This is a genomic window from Uliginosibacterium sp. sgz301328, assembly GCF_041807905.1.
In the GTDB taxonomy this organism is placed as follows: Bacteria; Pseudomonadota; Gammaproteobacteria; order Burkholderiales; family Rhodocyclaceae; genus JBGVSA01.
Genome location: NZ_JBGVSA010000008.1, coordinates 109,556 through 134,005 on the forward strand (window position 1 = coordinate 109,556; position 24,450 = coordinate 134,005).

Consider the following 24,450-nt stretch of genomic DNA (forward strand, 5'->3'; position numbering starts at 1 on the left):
GCTAGTATGGCGCGGATCGTGCGGTTTCGTGCACGCTCGGCAAACCGGCCCATGACCGATTTCTCACCGCCTGGACGGGCCCGCGTCAATGCTGTTGCCGCAGGGCTTGAAATGCAAAGTGTCGGCCCCCATATCCCCCGACACGATTATTTACACCGAGGTATGCCACCCATGAGTTCGCAGAATCAGGGATTCGAAAAGCGCGGTTTCCAGGCCGAGGTCAAGCAACTGCTGCAGTTGATGATCCACTCGCTGTACTCCAACCGCGAGATTTTCCTCCGTGAGCTGATCTCCAACGCGTCGGACGCGTGCGACAAGCTGCGCTTCGAGGCGCTGGACGACGCGGCGCTGTTCGAGGGCGACAGCGAGCTGAAGATCCGCGTCGGCTACGACAAGGCATCGCGCACCCTGACCATCTCGGACAACGGCATCGGCATGAGCCGCGACGAGATCGTCAGCCACCTCGGCACGATCGCCAAGTCCGGCACCAAGGAGTTCTTCTCCAAGCTCTCCGGCGACAAGCAGAAGGACGCTAACCTGATCGGCCAGTTCGGCGTGGGCTTCTACTCGGCCTTCATCGTCGCCGACAAGGTCACGGTGATGAGCCGTCGCGCGGGCCTGGGCGCCGACGCGGGCGTCAAGTGGGAATGCTCGATGAGCGGCGACGAGGCCGGTGAATACTCGGTCGAGCCGTACGTGAAGGCACTGCGCGGCACCGACATCGTGCTGCATCTGCGTGAAGGCGAAGACGACCTGCTCTCGGGCTATCGCCTGCGCGAGATCATCCGCAAGTACTCGGACCACATCGTCCAGCCGATCGTCATGTTCAAGGAAGAATGGAACAGCGAGAAGGCCGAGCAGGTGACCACCGCCGAAGAAGAAACCATCAACCAGGCCTCCGCTCTGTGGGCCCGCTCCAAGAGCGAAATCACCGACGACGAGTACAAGGCGTTCTACAAGCACGTCGGGCACGACTACGACGAGCCGCTGGCATGGTCGCACGCCAAGGTCGAAGGCCGCCACGAATATACCCAACTGCTGTACGTTCCTGCTCACGCGCCGTTCGATCTGTACGACCGCGCGCCGCGCCATGGGCTCAAGCTGTACGTGCGTCGCGTGTTCATCATGGAGGACGCCGAAAAGCTGCTGCCGCACTACCTGCGCTTCGTGCGCGGCGTGGTCGATTCGGCCGACCTGCCGCTGAACGTGTCGCGCGAAATCCTGCAGGAGAGCCGCGACGTCGACACCATCCGCGCCGGCTGTGCCAAACGCGTGCTCGGCTTGCTCAGCGACATGGCCGAGAACGACAAGGACAAGTACGCGACCTTCTGGCGCGAATTCGGCCGCGTGCTCAAAGAGGGCGTGGGCGAAGACTTCGCGAACAAGGAAAAGATCGCCGGCTTGCTGCGCTTTGCCTCGACGCACGCCGATACGCCGGAAGAGAGCGTGTCGCTCGCCGACTATGTGGCGCGCATGAAGGAAGGGCAGGACAAGATCTACTACGTCACGGCGGACAGTTTCAACGCCGCCAAGAACAGCCCGCACCTCGAAGTGTTCCGCAAGAAGGGCATTGAAGTCCTGCTGCTGACCGACCGCATCGACGAATGGGCGACAAGCTATCTCACCGAATTCGACGGCAAGCAGGTCGTCTCGGTGGCCAAGGGCGACCTCGATCTCGGCAAGCTCGAAGACGAGGAAGAAAAGAAGAAGACCGAAGAACAGTCCGAGCAATTCAAGGAACTGCTCGAACGCGTCAAGTCGACGCTGGGTGACAAGGTCAAGGAAGTGCGCATCACGCATCGCCTGACCGACAGCCCCGCGTGCCTGGTCGTCGATGAAAACGACATGGGCATGAACCTGGCCCGCCTGCTCAAGGCTGCCGGCCAAAATGTGTCGACGAGCGCGCCGATCCTCGAACTCAATCCGGGGCATCCGGTAGTCGAACGTCTGCGTTCGGACGACGCGCGCTTCAATGACTGGGCCGAGTTGCTGTTCGATCAGGCGTTGCTGGCCGAAGGCGGCACGCTGGACGACCCGGCAACCTTCGTGAAGCGTGTGAATCAGCTCATGCTCAACCTGCGCGCGGACTGATCGCGGGTCAGTCCGCCAATGCAAAAAGGGGTGCCACATGGCACCCCTTTTTTGTGGCCGGCGCTCGGTAGCAGCCGCCGATCACTTGCCTTTCTTTTTCGCCGGTTTGGCTGCCTTGTCCGGGGGCGCGGCCTTGGTTTTGCCGCCGACCTTCTGGAACTGGGCGTAGGCCTCGGCGGCGATATTGCGAAGCGCCGCGCCTATGCGTGCGTAGTCCGACTCGTTCAGGTTCGCCAGCGACACGCGGCCCGACGGGCTGGCTGTACCAAAACCCTTGCCCGGCAACAGCACGATGCCGGTCTCTTGCGCGATGCGCAGCAGACCTTCATTGGGCTTGAGCCGACCCATCAGCCACTTGCAGAAATCGGCACCGTACAACTGGGTCATGATCGGCTCCCAATCAAGCAGGTGGTAGTAGTCGATCGAGTTGGTGTCCTCCGGGACCGGAAGGCCCAGTTCGCGATAGAGCGCCACCTTGCGACGACGGACGATGCGCTTCATCGCCTTCTTGTATGCCTCTGGCTCATCCATGAGCGCGAACAGCGAGAACAGCGTCATCTGCGCCTGCACCGGCGTTGACAGCCCGGCCGTGTGATTGAGCGCCACCGTGCGACTGTCGGCAACCAGACGATCGATGAACTTGAGCTTGCGCGGCTGGTTGGTGATCGAGCCGTAGCGGTGATCGAGTTCCTTCTGCGTGCTCTCGGGCAGACGGGCGATGAGATCGTCGAAAAGGTTGTGCTCATGGGTGGCGACCACGCCCATGCGCCAGCCGGTTGCGCCGAAGTACTTCGAGAACGAATACACCAGGATGGTGTTGTACGGACACATGGCAAACAGCGAGGTGAAGTTGTCGGCAAATGTGCCATACACGTCGTCCGTCAGCAGAATCAGGTCGGGCCGCTTCTTGACGATGTCGGCGATGCGCTGGAGGACTTCGTCGGAGACCTTCACCGACGGCGGGTTGCTCGGATTCACGATGAAGAATGCCTTGACCTTCGGGTCGAGCAACTTGTCCAGTTCCTTGTTGGTGAACTGCCAGTTGTTCTCCGGCGGTGCGTCGATGTGCACGACGTTGAGCTGGTAGTCGTTGAGTTCGGGAATCTCGATGTACGGCGTAAATATGGGCATCCCCAGCGCGATGGTGTCGCCTTTCGAGACCAGATGATTCTCGCGCAGGCTGTTGAAGAGATACGTCATCGCCGCCGTGCCGCCTTCGACGGCGTACATGTCGAAGTGGCCGGCGAACGGGTAGGTGCCGATCATCTCGCGGTGGATGTACTGCCCGACGATCTTCTCCGACAGCTTGAGCATGCGGTCGGGCACCGGATAGTTGCAGCCCAGGATGGCTTCGCACATTTCATAGATGAAGTCGCCCGCCGACAGACCCAACTGGTCGCGCACATACGACACGGACGAGGCGATGAACTTCACGCCCGGCACATTGGCGTGCGTGCGGGTGAAGATCTCGAAGCGCGCCTCGATGCCTTCGCGCTGCGGAAATCCTCCTACGCCTTCGGGCATGTAGATAAACGAGCGCTCAGCCTCGGCCATGGCGAACAGACCGAACTGGAAGAACCCGTGGCGCGGCTCAGTGGCAAGAAAGTTCGGGTTGCCGCGTCCTGCATTGAGCATCATCCGGTTGCTCTCGCTGGCGGTGGTGATCAGCACGTCCTTCAGCTCAAAGGGGCTCAGGCCGGCCAACTCTTCAATGCTCTCGAAATGCATGGTCATGTTGCGTCTCCAGAATGATCAACGATGCGGCGCCATGCCGCTCACATGAAAGCAACCACCAACGGGCCCAACAGCGTGAGCAAGACGTTGGCCAACGCGTAGGTAATGGCAAATGGCACGGTCGGAACGGAGTTCTCGGCCTTGTCGAGCACTTCGCCGAAAGCGGGGTTGGCGCTGCGCGAGCCGGCCAATGCTCCGGCGAAGATTGCGGTGTTGTTGTAGCGCAGTACGTAGCGCCCAATCAGCATGGTGATGATCATCGGGATGATGGTGACCGCCACGCCGACGAGGAAGATCGTGAAGCCATGCTGCTTGATGGTCTCGACAGCCTGCAGGCCGGACGACAGACCGACCACGACCACGAAGCCGGCCAGACCCAGATCCTTGAGGATCTGTACCGCGCCGCCGGGCATCGCACCGAAGGTCTGTTTGCGTGCGCGATACCAGCCGAACAGCAGGCCGGACAGCAACGCGCCTCCGCCGCTGCCCAGGGTCAGTGGAATCGAACCAATGCGCAGTGTGATCAGCCCGATCAGCAGGCCAACGACCAGGCCGGCGCCCATGTAGACGAAGTCCGTCTTTTCGCTGCGCGTGATGACGTGGCCGATGAGCGAGGTCACTCGGGCGGTATCTTTTTCCGAGCCGAACACGGTGACCACGTCGCCGTTCTGCACGATCGTCTCCTGCGCCATCGGCAGCGCCTTTCCCATGCGGGTGATGCCGACAACGTAGACGCCGTGGCGCACGTCGGGTTTGACATTGGCGGCGAGATCGCCGAGCGAGCGATTGTTGAGTTTCTCGTTGCTCACCACGACGTCGGTGCGCAGCATCGCCACGTCCATGCCTTCTTCGCCGAATTGTTCGCGGCCCAGTTTGGCGGCCTGTTCCAGCACGGCGGTACGGCGGCCAACGACGAGCACGATGTCATCCTTCTGCAGGACGAAGCTGGGCACGGCTTCGACGATCTTGCCGCCGCGCTTGACGCGCTCGATGGTGATGGGCGGAGAGGAGGACTGCTCCACGTCGGCCACCGTTCTGCCGACCGCGGCGGTCACGCGGTAGACGCGGCCAACCAGTTGCGGCAGCGCTGCCTGCTGTCCCGGTCCGAGCACCTGAACGCCGGCTTGCATGGCGGTTTCCGCCGCGATCGCGTCCTCGCGAATACCGCGCCCCATGAACTTGGGCAGGATATTCACGCACACGATGATCGCGCCGAACGAACCGAACACGTAAGTCACCGCATAGCCGACAGCCACGTTCGCCTGCAGCAACTTCACTTCATCCGGAGCGAGGCCCAGTTTTGCGATCGCATCGCCCGCCGTGCCGATGATGGCCGACTGGGTAAGCGCACCCGCGGCGATCCCGGCGGCGAGCCCTTTGTCGAGCCCCGTGGCGCGAGCCAGCAGCACAGCGGTGAGCAGGCCGGTTGCGGCCAGAACGACGGCCAAGAGGATTTCTCGCACCGATTGCTTGCCGAGCGAATTGAAGAACTGCGGTCCGCTTTCATAACCCACCGCGTAGATGAATAAGGCGAACAGTACGGACTTGACGCCCGCGTCGACATTCACGCCCACCTGGCTCACCAGCACGGCAACGAGCAGCGAACCGGCTACGCCCCCGAGCTGGAATTTGCCGAAGTTGATCTTGCCGATGCGGTATCCCACCGCAAGACACAAGAACAGCGCGATCTCCGGCGCTCGCGCAAAAATTTCATGGAGCCAAGACACGATGAACACCTCACTTTCATTGAAGCGATGTGGAACATGGCCAAGGGCGGATCGCTACTGCGGCGCGACCTGCCCGGCAAGGAACACGATCAATGGCCCCATCAAAGGGAGCACGACGTTGGAGATGGCGTACGTAATGGTGTAACCGAGCAGTGGCGTGGTATTGCCGGCGGCGCTGACCACCGCGCTCAGCGCCGGCGTGCTGCATTGCTGTCCGGCGATGGCACCGAGCAGGATGGGGCTCTCGAGTTTGAGCACGTAGCGGCCAAAGACCAGCGAGCAGGCCGCCGGCAGCAGCGCGATGAGGATGCCGGTCAGCGGCAATGCAATGCCGTAGCTCTTGATGAGTGCAAATGCCTGCGGGCCGGAAGACAGGCCGACGCATGCGATGAACATCGACAGGCCAAGGTCCTTCATCAACTCGATGGCCGAGGCGGGTATGTTTCCGACCGCAGGGTGCGCGTTCTGCAGCCATCCGAACACCAGCCCCGAAAGCAGGGCGCCGCCGCCGGTTCCCAGCGAAAACGTGACGCCGCCGAGCTTGACGCCGAACTGCCCGATGAAGATGCCGAGCACAATGCCGATGCCGGCGAATAGTACGTCGGTCTCGTCGCTGTCTTTGACTATCTTGCCAAGTCGTGTCGCCACATCGTTGATCTCGCTGGGCAAGCCCTGCAAGCGTACGAGGTCGCCGGTCTGCAGACGCAATCCGGCCAGCATGGGCAGGGCGACGCCTGAGCGCGTCACTGAAACGATGTAGACGCCTTGCGCGATGCCTTCGCGCTGCGCGCGCCGACGTACGCTGTCGAGCGTGACATCATGCAGGTCGCGGCGATTGAGGATCACGTCACGCGTGTCCACCGCGAAATCGAGTCCGCTGACGTGGTCCCGCTCGGCGCCGATGGACTCGCCACAGCGCTGGACGCCTTCACGCATACCGGTGAGCAACACGTAGTCACCGGCTTCGAGCCGCATGTCGTCGGTGGCGTCGATGAGCTTTCCACGACGTTTGATGCGTTCGACATTCACGCGCAGGCCTTCTCCGCGCAGTTCCAGTTCGGCGATCGACACGCCGGCCGCGTGCTCAACGACATAGATACGGCCCACGATGTCCGGCAGCGCACGCAAGGCGGTTGCGTCGACTTCTGCGCTCGCCCCGCTCATGGTCTTCCAGAGCGCCGCGGCCTCACTGCGCAGATCGATACGAAACATCAACGGAAACAACTGGCTGGTGGCGATCACGATGGTGATCAGGCCGAAGACGTAGGTGATCGAATAGGCCGTCACTACATTTGCCTGCAGGTTCTTTATGGCCTCCGGGCTCAGTGGCAATCCAGATATCGCATCGGTCGCCGTGCCGACTACCGCAGATTCAGTGGCCGCGCCCGCCATCAGACCGGCGGCGCTCCCCTGATCGAGTCCGAACAGACGCGTGGCCGCCAATACCAGCGCGATTACGATGGCGACTTCAATCAGGCAGAAACATCCCAACCGTAGTCCCTTGGCATTGAGGTTGGCAAAGAACTGCGGCCCGCCGGCGTAGCCCAGCGAGAAGATGAACAGGGCGAAGAAGAAGTTCTTGATGGACGCAGCCGGTGTGATGGTGACAAGGCTGCCGATCGCCAGCGCGGCCAGCAGGGTGCCGCACACGCCGCCCAATTGAATGGGCCCGAAGCGGATCCGACCAAAAGCGTGACCACATGCAAGAGCCAGGAAGAGAGCAATTTCCGGAGTCTCTTGCAGTACAGACTGCAGTTCGTGCATCAGGATCCGCCTCTTCTGATGAAAAGACAGGCCGGACGTGCCCTAGCCTGGTCTGACTCAGGTTGCGGCGCAGCATGTCGGCGCCAGCGCCTCGCAGATATGTGAGGGTCATGCTAGTTCACGCATGGGCAGTATTCAACGCAGCATCGGTTTGCGGGTCCGCGTCTTCCTGGTCCGCCATGGTGCCGCGCCGCCGCTATGAGGCGCTGTGCCTGCATTGATGGGGGATATGCAAAAAGAATGAATGCTCTGGGGCTGTACCTTGGTGCAAGTGAACTTGCACCTCAGGGCAAGGGTGCCGGGGTGTCCGACCCTGTGTATTCGCTCGCGATGACCGTACTGCGAGCAAGGTTATGCGAGCCGATTATCCGGTCGACAAAGTAGAGTTTCCTGGCCACGCTGGCGGGCAGGACAAAGGGATAGAAGTCCGGTTGTCCCATGCTGCGGCACAGTTCATTCATGACTCCGGTCAGACGCAGCCAGCTCGCCAGCAGGTGGAGAAAGCTATCGGCCTCTTCCGGTGGATCTGCACCAATGTCAGCAGCCGTAAAGTCTGCACGCTGCAGATCGAGATAGTCCGCATCCAGCCCGAAACTGTTGGCCGTGGCGAGACTGTCGATCATGTGGAGGTAGTGCGCCCAGGTCTCTGCCCAGTCTTCCCACGGATGCACACTGGCGTAGGCGCTGACAAAATGCTGTGGCCAGTCGGCCGGCGGCCCCGCTTCGTAATGGTGGTTCAGCGCTTCCGCATAGTCCTGTCGCTCATCGCCGAACAGCGCCCGGAAAGGCTGGTGCCACGCCGTGTCGGCGACCAGTCGGTCCCAATAGTAGTGGCCCACCTCGTGCCGCAGGTGGCCGAGGAGGGTACGGTATGGCTCGCGCAACGCAGTACGCATGCGTTCGCGTTCGACGTCGTCAGCCTCCAGCACGTTGATCGTGATGACGCCCGCTGAGTGCCCGGTAACGACAGGCGGGGCGTTATCCAGCGTGCGCAGAAACTCGAACATCAGTCCGTTCGCCGGATCCTCCCGCAGACGCGAGGCCACGGGCAGCCCCAAGGTGATGAGTTGCGACACCAGCCGTCGCTTGGCCTGTTCGATACGGCCCCACAACACACCGTTGTCGGCGTTGCCCAGATCGGGAATCGTGTCATTGAGCCGGCAGGCCATGCACAGGCCGTCCGATTCGTCGCCAAGATCGGCGAACTCCGGCTCGACCAACCAGTTGCAGGCCGCTGGCGTATCGAGATTGGCGCAACGCCGATAGATTCGGGGCGAGGTGTCGGCGGCCAGTCGCCATCCGCCGTCATCGTCGGCCGGTTCGATCGTCGATAGCAGACCGGAATTCGGCTCGTAGCCCAACGCGCGACCGCAGGCCAGGCATTGGCTGTTGCGAAAGAACACCGGTTGCCCGCAAGTGCATCGCCAGGCGCGACGCAACGCGGGCACAGCGGTGACGCCGGTCGGGATGCCCAGGGCGGGTGACATGGCGATCGAATGGCGTTGGCCGTGGGATTGGGCGCAATCAGCCCGCCAGCGCCTTCTGCTGCGCCCGGCTCACGATGGGCGGCGGGGGCGTCAGGGGCGGCGGGTCGGAAATCGGCGGCGGTGGCGCCAGCGGGTCGTCCGGCTCGCTAGGCGGAACGGGCTCGGAGCCTGGCGGTTCGTGCGTGGGTTCGGTGGGCAGATGAGCGCGCAGCGGCAGCCGGAAGCAGCCTTGGCGCGCCATCTCGCGGATGCTGCGGTGAGGCAGCGGGAACCCCTCGCGGGGTTCCGTATGGAGCGTTGTCATCATGGTGCGTCAGGCCTTGTCGATGGCATCCTTGACCTTTTCCTTGGCGTCGCCGTAGCCGGCGCGCACTTTGCCGGTCGCTTGGTCGGCCTGCCCGCGTGCTTCAAGGTCGCGGTCTTTGGTGGCGCGGCCGGCCACTTCCTTGACCTTGCCTGCGGCTTGCTCGGTACGTCCCTTGATCTGGTCGCGGTTCATGGTGAGGTCCTTTCCGTGTGCGTTCAGAGATGCGCCGTTGGGTGGCGCGTAGTGACAGGATAGGTGTGGCCCGCGGGGGGCCTTATCGGATCGACGCGGCTGCCGGCGTAGGACAAGCGGGACATCGCGTAGGAATGCCGGCGGTGCCGCGAAGCGCAGGCTAGCGGCGCACATTGCCCCTTATTCCGGCTCTGGAATGATCCGGCGTTCACGTAGAATCGCGTCTCTTCGTGCGCCGCCGGCGCTTTCGTCTTCGCCGCATGTCCCCGATAGGCCCGTCGCTCAATCCGATCAACCTGCTGATCATCACCGCGCTGCTCAGCGGCGTGATGCTGCTGGTGCTCGTCTCCATCAAGCGGAGCGGCCTGCCGGGCGTCGCCGATTGGCTGCGCGCCAATCTGCTCATTGTGGGCTCGTTGATTCTGTTCGCTGCGCGCGGTCGTATCAGTGATTGGGCGTCGATCGTTGTTGCCAATACGATGCTGGCCTGGGGAATGTGCGAAGTCTACATCGGCCTGGGCCGCTTCTTCGGCCGCCCCATACGACGGGCTGCGCTGGCGTTACCGATGGCTGCAGTGCCGCTGGCGCTGGCGTGGCTGACGTTCGTGACGCCCAGTTTCAGTCTGCGCGTGGTGTTGATGTCCGTGGTGCACACTGTCATCTGCGCTGCCATTGCCGTGACCGTGGTGCGCTTCCGCCCGCGTTCGCGCCCGCTCTACAGCTATGGACTGACGATCGGCGTGGCCGCGTTCTTCACCATCGGGCACGCGATTCGCGGCCTGTTCTACCTGTTCGTACATAACGCGGATACGGCATCGATCATGTCGCCGGGCATGAACGTGGCATTCCTGACGCTCGGGGCGATCGTCATGCCCACGCTCACCATGTGCGCGGTGATGATGGCGCACGACGCAGTCATGGCCAGCGCCGAGAAAGCGGCCAACACCGATTTTCTGACGCACCTGTTGTCACGCCGTGCCTTGTCCGAAGCCACCGAGCGCGAAATCGCCGGCGCCGCGCGTACCGGTCGGCCCTTGTGCCTAGTGATGTTCGACATCGACCACTTCAAGGCCATCAACGATACCTACGGCCACGCGGCAGGCGATGCGGTGCTGAAAGCCTTCGCTTCGCTCGGTCTGGCAACGGTGCGCAGCGACGACTACCTGGGGCGGATGGGCGGCGAGGAATTCGCGTTGCTCTTGCCCGAGACGCCGCCGGCCGTGGCGGTGGCGATCGCCGAACGCATGCTCATGCGTACCCGCGAACGCGGTGTGCACGTTGGCGGCGAGGTCATCCGCCATACGGTGAGCGCAGGCGTTGCAGCGTTTGAGCGGGGCGATACGCTTGAGACTCTGCTTGCCGCCGCCGACCGCGCCCTGTACGCCGCCAAGGAGGGGGGACGCAATCGCGTCATCCATAACGCGCGCTCCGCGTCGGAGCATCATGTGCAGCGCGCGGAGGCCGCCGAGCGCTGAGACCCAATCTGGTTACAGAAAAAAAGAGGCCCGGCCGCAGAGGCGGCCAGGCCGAGGAGCACCTCACATTTTTTCTGTTCGCTGCGCTCAGAACGGCTTGGGCAGCGTGATCGTGTACATCTCGTTGTTGCCGTCCTGGAAATACAGGTTGGTCGAGAAGCCCTGATCGTCGTTGAAGTGGAACACACGCAGGGGGGCCGACAGCGCGTACGGCGTGAGCAGCGTCACCAATGTGTGGTGACGGGCGGCGGCAGTGCTCGCGACCAGCGTCGATTGCGGCGGCAGGCCTTCGACTTCGCTCTGATCGATGTTGGCGTACGAAACGGTGTTCTCGATGTTCACCGGGCCGGACGAGCAATAGACGAATTCGCCATTCAGGCCAGCCTTGTCGCCGTGGTAGCGGAACACCTGCGAGCCGAGTTCGCACGGTTTGAAGGTGTGCATGAGCCACTGCACGCTTCCGTCCTGTTCGAGTTCCACGTCGTCGACGATGACGAAGAAGCGGTCATGCACAAAGTGGATGTCTCGGCGGTAGCGCGCCAGATACGGCACTTCGGCCTTGTAGGCGTCGGTCGGATCGAGGCTGATGAAGTGCGCGCCGTTACGCGTACCCACTTCCAGCACATGGCCCTGCGCCTTGAGACATTCGGCTTTGTTCGAGCCCGAATACTGTCCCTTGCCGTCGATGAGAATGGCATTCTTCGATTTGGTCAGTCGACGCCATTCCTTGTGCATGGTGGTGCCGAAACCAATGTAGTAGCCGCTCTGGATCGCCAGATCCTCGCCATAGCCGTACAGCAGGAACGCACCCTGGTCACCGTGGCTGTGGCTGATCGAACCGAAGTCGCTCGCCTTGGTCACGAACTGGATGTGCTGCTCCGGCTTGTCCATGTGTCGTTGCAGGGCGACCCAGCCAACGTCACCGAAGTACTTGACGGTGTCGATGTCCGATGGCGCCTTCGCTTCGATGTGCGGGAAGTCGTGCAAGTACTGCACGTCGTCGAAGTTCAGGTCCCACCAGCCGTAGTTGTAGAACTCCATCTCGGTGCCCGGATCGTTCCGGCACACCTCTTCGAAGTACCACTGGAAGTACGGGTTGCCCGTGACGCCGGCGAACTGCCGCAGGTTGTAGCCGACCTTCAGGCAGGGCAGGTCGCCCAGCGTGGAGTCATCGCCAAAGCACGCGCGCCGCGTGTCTGGGGCCTTAGTGTAGAGCGGGAACCAGCCAGTGCTCTGGAAGAACGGGCGCTTGTACAGGTCGTGCTTGAAGTACTTCAGCACGAGATTGGCCGCTTCGGTGAAATAGGCCATGGCCGTCATCCAGTAGTGCGGACCCTCGGCCCAGCCGCCGTCCACGCCACCCCAGGGCGGGTAGATGGCGTCGTAGAAATCGATGGAGTAGTCGAGCCATTTCTGCGCTTCGGGCACTTCGCCCAGCAGCACGATGGAGCAGGGCACCAGCACCGATGAAATCGAGCGCACGGCATGGCTGTCGTACGGGAAGATGTGGATCTTCGCGCGGTCGATAACGTGGTTGGCGACTTCACGCGTACGCACCGTCAGCGATTCGCGCACGTTGGCGCGCTCGATGTCCGACAGTTCATCGTGCAGCCAGTCGTAGCCCCAGGCCAGTGCTGCGACGATACGGAAGGCGGCTTCGTCGTTGTAGTCGCGGCAGGTCGGGCCGCGTACGTCCCATGCGGCGACGGCCAGCAGCCATTCCTTGGCGCGGGCGGTCATGGCGGCGTCGCCCAGCACGCGGCCGGCGATGGCCAGGTGGCGGATGGCGTAGATGACTTCCTGGCAGTCGATGTACATCTTGCGCCACAGGGCCGGCGTGCGCTTGTTGTTGGGGTAGGGCAGCGGCTCGGCGATGATCTCGCGCGACATCCACGGCATCACCGACTTGGCCATGAAGTTGGCCCACTTGCAGTGATCGGGGTCGGCGGCGACGCTCTTGCCCAGCGCGGTGGCTTCGCTCTGCGACAGCCACAGGCGCGGGTGCGTCATGTCGCATTCGGCGTAGCGCGCCTTGTGACGCATGCCGGGCACGGCGGGCGCATCGGCCGGCAGGACGAAGCTGCGTGGGGCGCTCCAGTCGGAGTCGACCTTGCCGGCGGCGGTATCCCACAGGGCATACGACCAGGTGTAGCTGCCCGGCGTCAGCGTGACGTCGGGGCGGAAAAAGTTGTGCTGGATGTCGCCGAACACAGTCTCGTTCCCCGCGTCCGACACCACCCGCACGGCATAGCGCGCCTGGCTGTCCAGTTCCGGCAGCCACAGGAAGCGCGGCGGGTTCTCAGTGACCGTGATGCCTTCGGGGAAATATTTGATCGTCATGTCCGCGGACTGCGGCTGTTCCAGCTTCTTCATCACTCTGTCCTTCGTCGTGGTGTTGCGTCGGTGCGCGTGCAGTTCCGGCGATGACTCTCCCTGTGGCAACAGGGCCTCCTCTTCCGCGCGATGGGCGCGGCCGTCACCGGTGTCCGGGTAAAACGCGTCGACGTTGATTCAGTGCGCGCAGCGGAATCTCTCTGGCGCTGGCGGCGGGCGGGCGCCCGCCGCCATGTCCCGACCGCCCGGCCGGGACATGGGTCATGCGATTAGTTCTTGTACTGACGGTCGTAGGCCTGCTGCATCATCTGCAGCACTTGGTAGAGGCCGCGCAGCTTGAGCTGGCGCTGGTACTCGTCCCAGGTCTTGTCCACGTCCTTGGTGCCCATCACCCAGGCCTGGCCCATCTCGTACATGTAGGTGCGCACGTCGGCCCAGTACTTGTCGTAGATGGCGCGCTCTTCACGCGTCATGTTCACGCCTTCGAAGCCGGGGAGCACGTACTTGCCCTTGACGTACATGTCGATGCCGGCCTGAGCTTCAGGCGTGGTCCATTGACGCTCGTAGTCGTAGTCCTGCCAGAAGCCGATGGGAATCTGTGCCCCCATGTCATAGAGCTGGTTATTGACCGGCTGCGGCGACTTGAGCACCGAATCCTTGAACACCGCCTTGCCATTCTTGATGTCATACGTGACACCCGGAACGCCAAAGTTGGAAATGTCACGGCCCGGACGGCTGAAGTAGAAGTCGAAGAACTTGATGGTTTCCACCGGGTTCTTGTTCTTCACCGTGATGGCCCAGCCATCGGGGCGAACCTTCTGGCGCGAGTCTTCTTCCCAGCGCTGGCCCTTGCTGTTGGTCGGCGGTGCGATCGGAATCAGCTTGAAGCCCGGCACCGTCTTGGACAGACCTTCGTTGAAGGTCATCGTGCTGGCGAACCAGTCATGCGTGAAGCCGCCCAGGTTGCCGCCGAACATCTGTTCGCGTGCGCGCGCCTTGCGCGTGAAGATTTCCTTGTCGATCAGGCCTTCCTTGTACCACTGGGCAACGTGCTTGATGCCGTCGCGGAAGGCGGTCTCGGACCAAGGATGCTTGACGCGGCCGTTGTCGATGTAGAAGTCCATGTAGTTGTCGGACCCCGACGAGCGCGCGCCCCAGAAGTTCACCAGGCGGAAGACTTCGTCCGGATGGCGGTCGATGAAGGGGACTTCGTCGGCCTTGCCGTTGCCGTTCGGGTCCTTTTCCTTGAACGCCTTGAGCACCGTGTACAACTCGTCGATGTTCTGCGGCGGCTTCAGGTTCAGCTTCTTGAGCCAGTCTTCGCGGATGAAGTAGCCGCGTGCGACCACGCCGTCCGGCACGTAGGGGATGAAGTAGAGGTTGCCGTCCGGCGCCTTGATGGCGCGTTCGACCTCCGGGTGCGACTTGAAGAACGCCTTGAGGTGCGGGGCGTACTGGTCGATCAGCTTGTTGAGCGGAATGAATGCGCCTTCCTGCCCGTACTGAATGAACTTGTCCTTCAGGTTGTCACCGCCGACGACGTCCGGCAGGTCGCCCGAAGCCATCATCAGGTTGAACTGCTCCTGACTGTTGGTGGCGGCCTTGTTGGCGACGCTCTGCAGCTTCACGTTGGTGAGGCGGAACGATTCCTTGGCCACCGGCCAGTTCTCATCCCACACCCACTTGTCGCGGAAGTGCATGTGAATCTTCAGCGTCAGCGGCTTGTCGGTCACCCAGGTGGCCTCCTTCGCCGTAGCGACGGGCGCGGCGAAAGCCATGATCGTGGCTACCGCAGCGACGGACAACATCATCTTCTTCATGGTGCTTGCTCCTCCGAGTTCGACGCCGCAGCGAGATGCGGCGTCAAGGTTCGGATGCTGCGCCAGCGTCGGCGCGCATCCGTTTCGATCCATCCGCCCTCACGTCAGGGCAGGGCGGATGGTTTTCTTCTGCGCGATGCGTGCGTTACTTGGCTCCGACCTGCGCCTTCGCCCCGCCGTACTGGCGGTCGTAGGCCTTCTGCATGACGATCATGACCTGATAGAAACCACGGTTCTTCAGTTGCTGCTGATAGTCGTTCCACGTCTTTTCGGGGTCCTTGGTGCCCATCACCCAGGACTGGCTCATCTCGAACATGTAGGTCTTTACGTCCGGCCAGTACTTGTCGTAGATCTCGCGTTCTTCGACAGTGAGGTTCACGCCCGTGAATTGAGGCAGCACGTATTTGTTCTTGATGTACATGTCGATGCCCTGGAGCGCGACGTCGTTGGTCCATTGGCGCTCGTACTCGTAGTCCTGCCAGAAGCCGATGGGAATCTGCGCGCCGACGTCGTACATCTGGTTGTTCACCGGTTGCGCCGACTTGAGCACGCTGTCCCTGTAGACGGGCTTGCCGTTCTTGACGTCATACGTCAGGCCCGGCACGCCGAAGTTGGACAGCTCGCGGCCCTTGGGGCCGAAGTAGAAGTCGAACAGCTTGATGGTCTCGACCGGGTTCTTGTTGGTCGCCGTGATGGCCCAACCGTCAGGGCGCGGAATCTGGCGGGCGTCTTCTTCCCAGCGCTGGCCCTTGCTATTCACGGGCGGGGCCATCGGCACGAGCTTGAAGCCCGGGATGTTCTTGGCCAGCGCATCGTTGAACAGCGCGGTGCTGGCGAACCAGTCGTGCGTCATGCCGCCGATATTGTTGCCGAAGGTCTGCTCGCGCGAGCGTGCCTTGCGCGTGAAGATTTCCGGATCGATGAGCCCTTCCTTGTACCACTGGGCGACGTGCTTGATGCCGTCGCGGAAGGCCGGCTCGGCGAACGGGTGCTTGATCTTGCCGTTCTCGACGTAGAAATCCATCCACGTGTTGGAGCCGGTCGAGCGCGCGCCCCAGAAGTTCACCAGGCGGAAGACTTCTTCCGGGTCGCGGTTGATGAAGGGGATCTCGTCCGCCTTGCCATTGCCGTTCGGGTCCTTCTCCTTGAACGCCTTGAGCACCGTGTAGAGCTCATCGACGGTCTGCGGCATTTTCAGGTGCAGCTTGTCGAGCCAGTCCTGGCGGATGAAGTACCCGCGCGATACCAGCCCGTCGGGCACGTAGGGCAGGTAGTAGATGTTGCCGTCCGGCGCCGTGATGGCGCGCTGGACTTCAGGGTGCGTCTTGAAGAAAGCCTTCAGGTTGGGGGCGTTCTGATCGATCAGCTTGTTGAGCGGAATGAACGCGCCTTCCATCCCGTAGCGGATGAACTTGTCCTTGAGGTTGTCGCCGCCGACGATGTCCGGCAACTGGCCCGAGGCCATCATCAGGTTGAACTGTTCCTGGCTGTTGGTGGCGGCCTTGTTGGCCACGCCGACGAGCTTGACGTTGGTGAGGCGGGCCACTTCCTTGGCCACCGGCCAGTTCTCGTCCCACACCCATTTGTCGCGGAAGTGCATGTGGATCTTCAGCGTGAGCGGCTTGTCGGTCACCCACGTTGCTTCGCGCGCGACCACCGACGGAGCCGCGAACATCAATGCGGAACTCCCGATGGCCATGGCCAGTACCAGCTTTTTCATGATGATTGTCTCCGTCCGTTTGTCACTGCCACTACCGGCGCGCGACAGGGACGTCGTGCGCCTTACTGCCTGTTGGGGTTGGTTATTCCTTCACGCCCCCGAGCATCACGCCCTTGGTGAAGTACTTCTGCACCACCGGGTAGACGATGATCACGGGGATGATCGACATCACGATGATGGCGCCCACCACGGTTTCCATCGAATACGAGTTGGTGAGCAGGGCGCCGGCGAATTCTTCGTTGACGTTCAGGTCGACGATGGTCTTCTTCAGGTACACCTGCAGCGGGATCTTCTCTTCCGCGCGCAGCAGCACCATGGCCCAGAAGTAACCGTTCCAGCGCGAGATGGCACAGAGCAGGGTGATGGTGGCCAGCGCCGGCTTGGCCAGCGGGATGTACACCTTCCACAGGATCTGCAGATCGTTGGCGCCGTCCATGCGCGCGGCTTCTTCGAACGACGGCGAGATCGATTCGAAGTAGTTGCGCATCAGGATGATGTTGAACGCATTGGCCGCAAAGCCGATCAGGATGCCCAGGCGGCTGTCGAGCAGGCCGAGGTCGCGCATGTTCAGGAAGAACGGGATCATCCCGGCGTTGAACCACATCGTGAAGGCGATGATGAAGCCGAACACGCGACGGCCGCGGATGCGTGGCTTGGACAACGCGTAGGCGCCGGGCACGATGAACAGCAGGCTGGTGATCACGCCGAACACCGTATAGAAAATGGTGTTGGCATACGACGTCCAGAACAGCCTGTCGTTGAGCACGCGGCCATAGGCCGAGAAATCGATGTCCACCGGCAGCAGGAACACGCGGCCCTGCGTGACCGCCGCCCCGGAACTGATCGACATCGAGAAGATGTAGATGATCGGGTACAGCGCACCGATCGCGAAGATGCCCAGCAGGATGGCATTAACCATGCCGAAGATCCTGTCTGCGCGGCTATAGAAAGGAGTGGAGAGCATATCGGTACCTCTTGGATTCTCTGGGGCGGGCAGCCGGGCTGCCCGCCGTGCGTCGGGTCTGCGGTCAGAACACGCCGGTCTTGGTGATGCGGCGGCTCATGTGGTTGGCGAACAGCACGATCACCAGGGCTACCACGGCATTGAAGATGCCGGCGGCGGTGGCGATGTCGTAGCGCGCGCCTTGCAGGCCCAGACGGTAGATGTAGGTACTGATCACGTCGGCCGTCTCGTAGGTCGTCGGCTGGTACAGCAGGATGATGTACTCGAAGCCCACTTCCAGGATGTGGCCGAGGCGGATCACCAGCAGCACCGCGATGGTCGGGATGATGCAGGGCAGGGTGATGCGCGTGATCATCTGCCAGCGCGTCGCGCCGTCGACCTGCGCCGACTCATACAGCGCCGGGTTGATGCTCATGATCGCGGCCAGATACACGATCGAATCGAAACCCGCTTCCTTCCAGATGTTCGAGCTGATGTAGATCGGTCGGAACCACTCCGGCTGCGTCAGGAAGTAGATGCGATCCATGCCGAACCAGCTCAGCACGTTGTTGACCACGCCCGTGCTGGGCGACAGGAAAGTCACCACCAGGCCGGCCACGATCACGACTGAAATGAAGTGCGGCAGGTAGACGATGGTCTGGATCGCCTTGCGATAACCCTTCGAGTAGACCTCGTTGATCATCAGCGCCAGCAGGATCGGCATGGGGAAGCCGAACAGCAGCGACAGACCCGACAGGGTCAGCGTGTTCCGGATGGCACGCAGAAACTGCTCGCTCTGGAACAGCGTGACGAAGTGATCGAATCCGATCCATGGACTGCCGGCGATGCCTTTCCAGGCGCTGTACTGCTTGAACGCCATCTGCAGGCCGATCATCGGCTTGTACAGGAAGACCAGGAACCAGATGATGGTCGGCAGCAACATGGCATATAACAGCCAGTCGCGCTTGATGTCTTTCCACAGGCGTTCGAGCGGTTTCGAACGCACTTCGAGCGTGGCCGCCGGCAGCGGCAGGCTCTGTGCCTTGGTGGCGCTTGTCATGGTGCTCCTCCTCGCCCGCAGCGGCCGGGCGGCATCTGCGGGTGTGCTCCGGGGACCTCCGTCGCTTGCGCGGCGGGGCCCGCCTGTCATTGGGTGTCAGTAAATAGAGACCTGCGACTGGGCGTCGAACAGGTGCACGCGCGTCAGATCGACATGCAGCGTGACCGGATCGCCGGGGCGTACTTCCTTGAGGCCGCCCACCTTCACCACCATCGAATGTTCGCCAACCTTGGCGTGGAGGATCGATTCCGAACCGAGCGGTTCGACGATGTCCACCGTGGCCTTGATCTGCGCACGCTCGGAGCCTTCCACACCGTCGAGCGTGACGTCTTCGGGGCGGATGCCGAACACGACTTCCTGGCCCGGAGCGAGGTGCGTGCCGGCGCGGGGCAGCAGGCTGATGCGGCCTCCGCCGTTCAGTTCGACCTGTAGCGTGTTGTCGGCGGCGATGTGTGCCGGCACCAGATTCATGGGAGGCGAACCGATGAAGCTGGCCACGAAGGTATTGGCCGGATGCAGGAACAGGTCCATCGGCTTACCGATCTGCTCGATCAATCCGTCGCGCATGACCACGATGCGATCTGCCAATGTCATGGCCTCGACCTGATCGTGTGTCACGTAGATGACGGTGGTGCCCAGGCGTTGGTGAAGGCGCTTGATCTCGGCCCGCATCTGCGTGCGCAGCTTGGCGTCCAGGTTGGAGAGCGGTTCATCGAAGAGGAACACTTTCGGATCGCGCACGATCGCGCGGCCCATGGCAACGCGCTGGCGCTGGCCGCCCGAAAGATCGGAAGGCTTGCGTTCGAGCAGCGGTTGCAGCCCGAGGATGTCGGCCGCCGTCTTCACGGCTGAATCGATGACGGATTTCTTGGTGCGCTTCAGGCGCAGGCCGAAGGAGATGTTGTCGCGCACATTCAGGTGCGGGTAGAGCGCGTAGTTCTGGAACACCATCGCAACATCACGATCTTTCGGTGCCAGATCGTTGATGACGCGACCGTCGATCCGGATCGTGCCGCCGCTGATTTCTTCCAGTCCGGCCACCATGCGCAGGGTCGTCGACTTGCCGCAGCCCGACGGGCCGACCAGCACGACGAATTCGCCCGGTTCGATGTCCAGACTGACACCATGGACCACAGTCGTCTTGTCGTAACGCTTGACGACGTTCTGAATGCTGACGCTCGCTACCACTTTGTGCTCCTCCTTGGCCCTGTTCCAGCAGCCGTTCTAGTTCGATTTATTAAGCGCTTACCTAAATCGTTTTTGCTGTTGCGACGAATGATTCGACATTCGAGAAATTTCCACAGTTGCGGAAAACCCGCAGTTGCTAGAAAGATTCTGGAAACTAGAATCGCTGCACAACTGAATCGACGCAGAAAGCCGGAGGGAAAGTCCAATGGAGGCATTGGCAGATCACAAGGCAGGCCGTGAAAGACCGCGTCAATCCGACATTGCCAAGCGGGCAGGGGTCTCGCCGAGCACCGTCTCGAAGGTCATCAACGGTGGACCCGGAATCAGCGTGGAACTGCGCGAGCGCGTCATGCTGGCGGCGCAGGAAATTGGTTTCCACATCGAAGAACCCCGTCCAGCAGTCGTGGAGCGGGGCGCGTATCGCATCAAACTGATCACGAACTATCAGTTTCTGACCTACGACGGAAATTATTTCCATGCTGAGGTGATCCAGAGTGTTCTGGCCGAATGCGAGCGTGCCGGGATCGAAATCGATACGGTCCTGCTCGACCGCGATCACCAGAACGACATGGAAAAATTCTGGGATCAGATTCGCAGCGGTGCGGCCGAAGGCGCCATCCTCGTCGGTGTCGACATGCCGTCGATGCTGGAAGTAGTGCGCGCCCTGGACGTGCCGGTGGTGATGGTCAACGGCAACGATCCCAACTGTCAGTTCGACTGCGTGATGCCGGCTTTCCGCGACGGTAGCCGCATTGCCACGCGTTATCTGATCGAGCAGGGGCACCGCGACATCGTGCACGTCACGCACCTGTACCGGCCGCTGATCCGGCGCCGGCTGGATGGTTTCCGCGAAGCGCTGGAAGAGGCGGGCCTGCCGTTCTCTTTCGAGCGCAATGTCATCGACATCAGCAGCGGACATTTTTCGGCCGAAAAAGCCGCCTCGGTCATCGCCGAGCGCATCGCCAGCGGCACGCTCAACGCCACGGCGTTGTTCTGTGTTTCCGACTACACGGCATTTGGCGTGGTGCAGGGCATCCTGCGTTCGGGCAAGACCGTGCCCGGCGACTACTCGGTGGCCAGTTTCGACGACCTGCCGCTGGCCCAGTTGTGCCGGCCTGCGCTGACCTCGGTCGGTGTCGATCGCCGCGCGCTCGGCCGCATCGCCGTCGAACGATTGTTGTCGCGCCTCGAATCCCTCGAAGGTCCGACGCTGCGTATTGAAGTTGGCGCCCGACTGACCGTGCGCGACAGCACGCGCGCAGTCTGACGTGCTGCCCCTTTCCAGCCTCGAATGCACCACCCGCCTGCATGCCGCAGGCATGCTTCGTAACGACGCGCGTGGGGGCTGCGCGCGAAAAATCTGGAGACAGTTCGATGTTTGACATCCCGTTCCCGGGCCATGGCCGTCGTCTGGCCGTCGCCGCGCTCGCCTTTGCCGGTTGCGCCTTCGCCGGCAGCCTGCAGGCGCATCCCTTCGATCAGGCCGTCGTAAAGGACCCCACGGCTTCGTATGTCGATGTCAAGGCGCGCCGCGCCTTCCTGCAGAGCGGGCAGCTCGACGATCGCCTCAAGGCCGCGCTGCCCAAGGAATACGACTGCACGACCGAGAAAACGCCTGACCCGCAGCAGGGCGAGATGGTCATTCCGCGTCGCTATCTTTCCGGCAACCACGGCCCGGTGAACCCGGACTACGAACCGGTGGTGACGCTCTATCGCGATTTCGAAAAAATTTCCGCCACGCTTGGAAACCTCTACGTGGCGACAGGCAAGCCGGTGTATGCCACTTGCTTGCTGAACATGCTCGACAAGTGGGCCAAGGCCGACGCGTTGCTCAATTACGACCCGAAGTCGCAGTCGTGGTACCAGGTCGAATGGTCGGCGGCCACGGCGGCCTTCGCGCTGTCGACGATGATGGCTGAGCCGAATGTCGACGCCGCGCAGCGCGAGCGCGTGGTGAAGTGGCTCAACCGCGTGGCACGCCATCAGACGAGCTTTCCGGGGGGCGACACAAGCTGCTGCAACAACCATTCGTACTGGCGCGGACAGGAAGCGACCATCATCGGTGTCATCAGCAAGGACGATGAACTCTTCCGTTGGGGTCTGGGCCGCTACGTGCAGGCCATGGGACTAATCAACGAAGACGGCAGCTTCGTGCACGAGATGACGCGCCACGAACAGTCGCTGCACTACCAGAACTACGCCATGCTGCCCCTGACGATGATTGCCGAAACGGCAGCACGCCAGGGAATCGACCTGTATGCCTACAAGGAAAACGGCCGGGACATCCACACGGCGCGCAAGTTTGTCTTTGCCGCGGTGAAGAACCCGGACCTGATCAAGAAATACGCCTCCGAGCAGCAGGATGTGCGCGCCTTCAAGCCGGGCCGCGGCGACCTGAACTGGATCGAATACCAGCGCGCCCGCTTTGGCTTCGCCGATGAACTGGGCTTCATGACGGTGCCGGTTTTCGATCCGCGCACCGGTGGTTCGGGCACTTTGCTGGCCTACAAGCCGCAAGGCGCGGCGGCACAGGCACCGGCCACCCCGGCGGCTGCGGCGCATTCTTCGATCGACCTGTCGAAGTGGAAACTGCAGATTCCGGTCGACCCGATCGACGTGGCCACCCGCGATCTGCTCAAGGGCTATCAGGACAAGTACTTCTACGTCGACAAGGATGGCTCGCTCGCATTCTGGTGTCCGGCCAGCGGGTTCAAGACCACGGCCAACACCAAGTACCCGCGCAGCGAACTGCGTGAAATGCTCGATCCGGACAACCATGCGGTGAACTGGGGCTGGCAGGGCACGCACGAGATGAACCTGCGCGGCGCGGTGATGCACGTGTCGCCCAGCGGCAAGACCATCGTCATGCAGATCCACGCTGTCATGCCGGACGGCTCGAACGCGCCGCCGCTGGTGAAAGGGCAGTTCTACAAGAACACGCTGGACTTCCTCGTGAAGAACGAAGCCGCGGGCGGCAAGGACACGCACTACGTGTTCGAGGGCATCGAGCTGGGCAAGCCGTATGACGCACAGATCAAGGTCGTCGACGGCGTGCTGTCGATGACCGTCAACGGCAAGACCAAGACTGTCGACTTCGTCAGCAAGGACGCTGGCTGGAGGGATCTGAAGTTCTATTTCAAGGCGGGCAACTACCTTCAGGACCGCCAGCCTGATGGGTCGGACGCCAGCGCGCTGGTCAAGCTGTACAAGCTCGATGTGAAGCACTCGGGCTGATGAAGACCGGGGCTCGCTGCGGCGGGCCCTTTTTGCATGGCGATCCGCCACATCGCGAACGGGCGCGCGTCGATCCGCCAGGCCGGTTTCGCAAACGTAGTATTCTTGCGGGTTTTCCCGTATCACCTCGCTGTCGAAGTCGTACCCATGCGCCGTCTGCCGCCCATCTTCGCGCTCCTCGCCATGTCGCTCATGGCCCACATCACCATGTCGGGCGGTCGCGTATCGGCGTCGCTGTTCGCATTGCAGCACAACGACTCGAACCTCATGGCGGGCCTGGCCTACGGCATGTACAGCCTGTTGCCTGCGCTGGCCTCCATCCACATGGGCCGCTGGGTCGACCGGGCGGGGCCGCAGCGCGTCATGAACACCAGTCTGGTCGTCATGATGTGCGGTCTGGCGCTGCCAGCGATGTGGCCGAATCTGCCGACCGTGCTGGTGTCGGCCGCGCTGGGCGGGTTTGGATTCTCAAGCTACATCCTCGCGGCCAACGTGGCGGTGTCCTTCATGCCCGTGCAGCACAGCTCCGAACGAGTGGGCATGCTGGCGTGGCTGCAGATCGGCACGTCCATTTCCGCCGTGTTCGGCCCCAGTATTGCCGGCACGCTCATCGACCACGCGGGCTATCGCGTCGTGTTTGCCTTCATGGCGGTCGCGGTTGGCGTGAGTTTCGTGCTGTCCCGGCGCATCCAATTGCCCGAGGGCGGCTCGCGGCCCAAGAAGCACGCCAGCGTGGCGGCCGTCTTCGGCGAAGTCGCCCGCACACCGGCATTGCTGCGCATCTACCTCATCGCGCTGGCCCTGTCGCTGGCCTGGGACGGATTCAGCTTCATGGCGCCCGTGCTCGGTCACGAGCGCGGCTATACCGCATCGCAGGTTGGTATCGTGCTGTCGACCTTCGCCTGCGGTACGCTGCTCATCCGCATGGCGCTGCCGTGGTTGTCGCGCCGCCTGCCCGAATGGCGCATGCTGTCGGTCGCCTGCGCCGTCACGGCCACGGTCTTTCTCTTGCTCCCCATCGCGCACAGTGTTTTCCTGCATGCTGCACTGGGTTTCCTGTACGGCCTCTCGGCCGGCGTCGGCCAACCGAACATCCTCAACCTCATCTATCACAGCATGCCGCCGGAAAAGGCCGGGCAGGGCGTTGGCCTGCGCTCGATGATCGCGGGCATCTCCGGCCTCGGCGGCCCCTGGCTGTTCGGCATCATCGCCGGCCTGCTCAGCGCTGCACCGGTCTTTCTGCTGATCGGATGCGTGATGGGGTCAGCCAGTTGGCAGGCACATCGCGCCGCGGCCAGCGTGGCGAAAGACTAGCGCCACGATCGGCGCGAAGCCGGCGGCGCACCTGGCAGCGCCCGCTTGCGCAGGTCAGGC

General features: G+C 62.4%; 17 protein-coding genes. 5 read left to right on the forward strand and 12 right to left on the reverse strand.

What is annotated here, in order from left to right; translation table 11 throughout:
• Positions 1 to 171: 171 nt before the first annotated feature.
• Positions 172 to 2,091 (forward strand): molecular chaperone HtpG, encoded by a 1,920-nt coding sequence (gene htpG / locus ACDA63_RS08275; RefSeq protein WP_373662748.1) that lies wholly within the window; start codon positions 172 to 174, stop codon positions 2,089 to 2,091.
• 81 nt (positions 2,092 to 2,172) lie between these two features.
• Here the strand turns inward: htpG and ACDA63_RS08280 are convergent, their stop codons facing one another.
• The 6 genes from ACDA63_RS08280 to ACDA63_RS08305 form a co-directional block, all read right to left on the reverse strand.
• On the reverse strand, positions 2,173 to 3,825 hold the full coding sequence (locus tag ACDA63_RS08280) for a bifunctional aspartate transaminase/aspartate 4-decarboxylase (RefSeq protein WP_373662749.1): 1,653 nt from the start codon (positions 3,823 to 3,825) through the stop codon (positions 2,173 to 2,175).
• Between the two features lie 41 nt (positions 3,826 to 3,866).
• Positions 3,867 to 5,552 carry an aspartate-alanine antiporter gene (gene aspT / locus ACDA63_RS08285; RefSeq protein ID WP_373662750.1) on the reverse strand — a complete coding sequence of 562 codons (1,686 nt, stop codon included), beginning with the start codon at positions 5,550 to 5,552 and terminating at the stop codon, positions 3,867 to 3,869.
• 54 nt (positions 5,553 to 5,606) lie between these two features.
• Positions 5,607 to 7,316, reverse strand: a complete 1,710-nt coding sequence (gene aspT / locus ACDA63_RS08290; RefSeq protein WP_373662751.1) for an aspartate-alanine antiporter — start codon at positions 7,314 to 7,316, stop codon at positions 5,607 to 5,609.
• A 284-nt stretch (positions 7,317 to 7,600) separates the two neighbouring features.
• On the reverse strand, positions 7,601 to 8,803 hold the full coding sequence (locus ACDA63_RS08295; RefSeq protein WP_373662752.1) for a putative zinc-binding metallopeptidase: 1,203 nt from the start codon (positions 8,801 to 8,803) through the stop codon (positions 7,601 to 7,603).
• A 37-nt stretch (positions 8,804 to 8,840) separates the two neighbouring features.
• Positions 8,841 to 9,110, reverse strand: coding sequence for a hypothetical protein (locus ACDA63_RS08300; protein ID WP_373662753.1), 270 nt, complete (start codon positions 9,108 to 9,110; stop codon positions 8,841 to 8,843).
• 6 nt (positions 9,111 to 9,116) lie between these two features.
• Positions 9,117 to 9,302, reverse strand: a complete 186-nt coding sequence (locus tag ACDA63_RS08305) for a CsbD family protein (protein ID WP_373662754.1) — start codon at positions 9,300 to 9,302, stop codon at positions 9,117 to 9,119.
• A gap of 260 nt (positions 9,303 to 9,562) precedes the next feature.
• Here ACDA63_RS08305 and ACDA63_RS08310 point away from each other — a divergent pair, with 260 nt between their 5' ends.
• On the forward strand, positions 9,563 to 10,777 hold the full coding sequence (locus ACDA63_RS08310; protein ID WP_373662755.1) for a GGDEF domain-containing protein: 1,215 nt from the start codon (positions 9,563 to 9,565) through the stop codon (positions 10,775 to 10,777).
• A gap of 87 nt (positions 10,778 to 10,864) precedes the next feature.
• Here the strand turns inward: ACDA63_RS08310 and ACDA63_RS08315 are convergent, their stop codons facing one another.
• From ACDA63_RS08315 to ACDA63_RS08340, 6 genes are all read right to left on the reverse strand, one after another.
• Entirely contained in the window at positions 10,865 to 13,150 is a 2,286-nt protein-coding gene (locus tag ACDA63_RS08315; RefSeq protein WP_373662756.1) for a DUF4962 domain-containing protein, read from the reverse strand.
• Positions 13,151 to 13,380: 230 nt separating this feature from the next.
• Positions 13,381 to 14,931 carry an extracellular solute-binding protein gene (locus ACDA63_RS08320; RefSeq protein ID WP_373662757.1) on the reverse strand — a complete coding sequence of 517 codons (1,551 nt, stop codon included), beginning with the start codon at positions 14,929 to 14,931 and terminating at the stop codon, positions 13,381 to 13,383.
• Positions 14,932 to 15,076: 145 nt separating this feature from the next.
• The gene (locus tag ACDA63_RS08325; protein WP_373662758.1) at positions 15,077 to 16,651 is read right to left on the reverse strand and encodes a hypothetical protein; all 1,575 of its coding nucleotides are present in this window, start codon (positions 16,649 to 16,651) and stop codon (positions 15,077 to 15,079) included.
• An 82-nt stretch (positions 16,652 to 16,733) separates the two neighbouring features.
• Positions 16,734 to 17,570 carry a carbohydrate ABC transporter permease gene (locus tag ACDA63_RS08330; RefSeq protein WP_373662759.1) on the reverse strand — a complete coding sequence of 279 codons (837 nt, stop codon included), beginning with the start codon at positions 17,568 to 17,570 and terminating at the stop codon, positions 16,734 to 16,736.
• Between the two features lie 109 nt (positions 17,571 to 17,679).
• Positions 17,680 to 18,654, reverse strand: coding sequence for an ABC transporter permease (locus ACDA63_RS08335; protein ID WP_373662760.1), 975 nt, complete (start codon positions 18,652 to 18,654; stop codon positions 17,680 to 17,682).
• 96 nt (positions 18,655 to 18,750) lie between these two features.
• Complete coding sequence (locus ACDA63_RS08340; RefSeq protein ID WP_373662761.1) at positions 18,751 to 19,842, reverse strand: ABC transporter ATP-binding protein; 1,092 nt, start codon at positions 19,840 to 19,842, stop codon at positions 18,751 to 18,753.
• 205 nt (positions 19,843 to 20,047) lie between these two features.
• Between ACDA63_RS08340 and ACDA63_RS08345 the strand changes: the two genes are divergently transcribed.
• The 3 genes from ACDA63_RS08345 to ACDA63_RS08355 all read left to right on the forward strand — a co-directional run bounded on the left by ACDA63_RS08345 (position 20,048) and on the right by ACDA63_RS08355 (position 24,390).
• Positions 20,048 to 21,109 (forward strand): LacI family DNA-binding transcriptional regulator, encoded by a 1,062-nt coding sequence (locus ACDA63_RS08345; protein WP_373662762.1) that lies wholly within the window; start codon positions 20,048 to 20,050, stop codon positions 21,107 to 21,109.
• A 107-nt stretch (positions 21,110 to 21,216) separates the two neighbouring features.
• Positions 21,217 to 23,076: a polysaccharide lyase family 7 protein gene (locus ACDA63_RS08350; RefSeq protein WP_373662763.1), complete on the forward strand. Its 1,860-nt coding sequence runs from the start codon at positions 21,217 to 21,219 to the stop codon at positions 23,074 to 23,076.
• A gap of 147 nt (positions 23,077 to 23,223) precedes the next feature.
• The gene (locus ACDA63_RS08355; protein ID WP_373662764.1) at positions 23,224 to 24,390 is read left to right on the forward strand and encodes an MFS transporter; all 1,167 of its coding nucleotides are present in this window, start codon (positions 23,224 to 23,226) and stop codon (positions 24,388 to 24,390) included.
• Positions 24,391 to 24,450 lie beyond the last annotated feature (60 nt).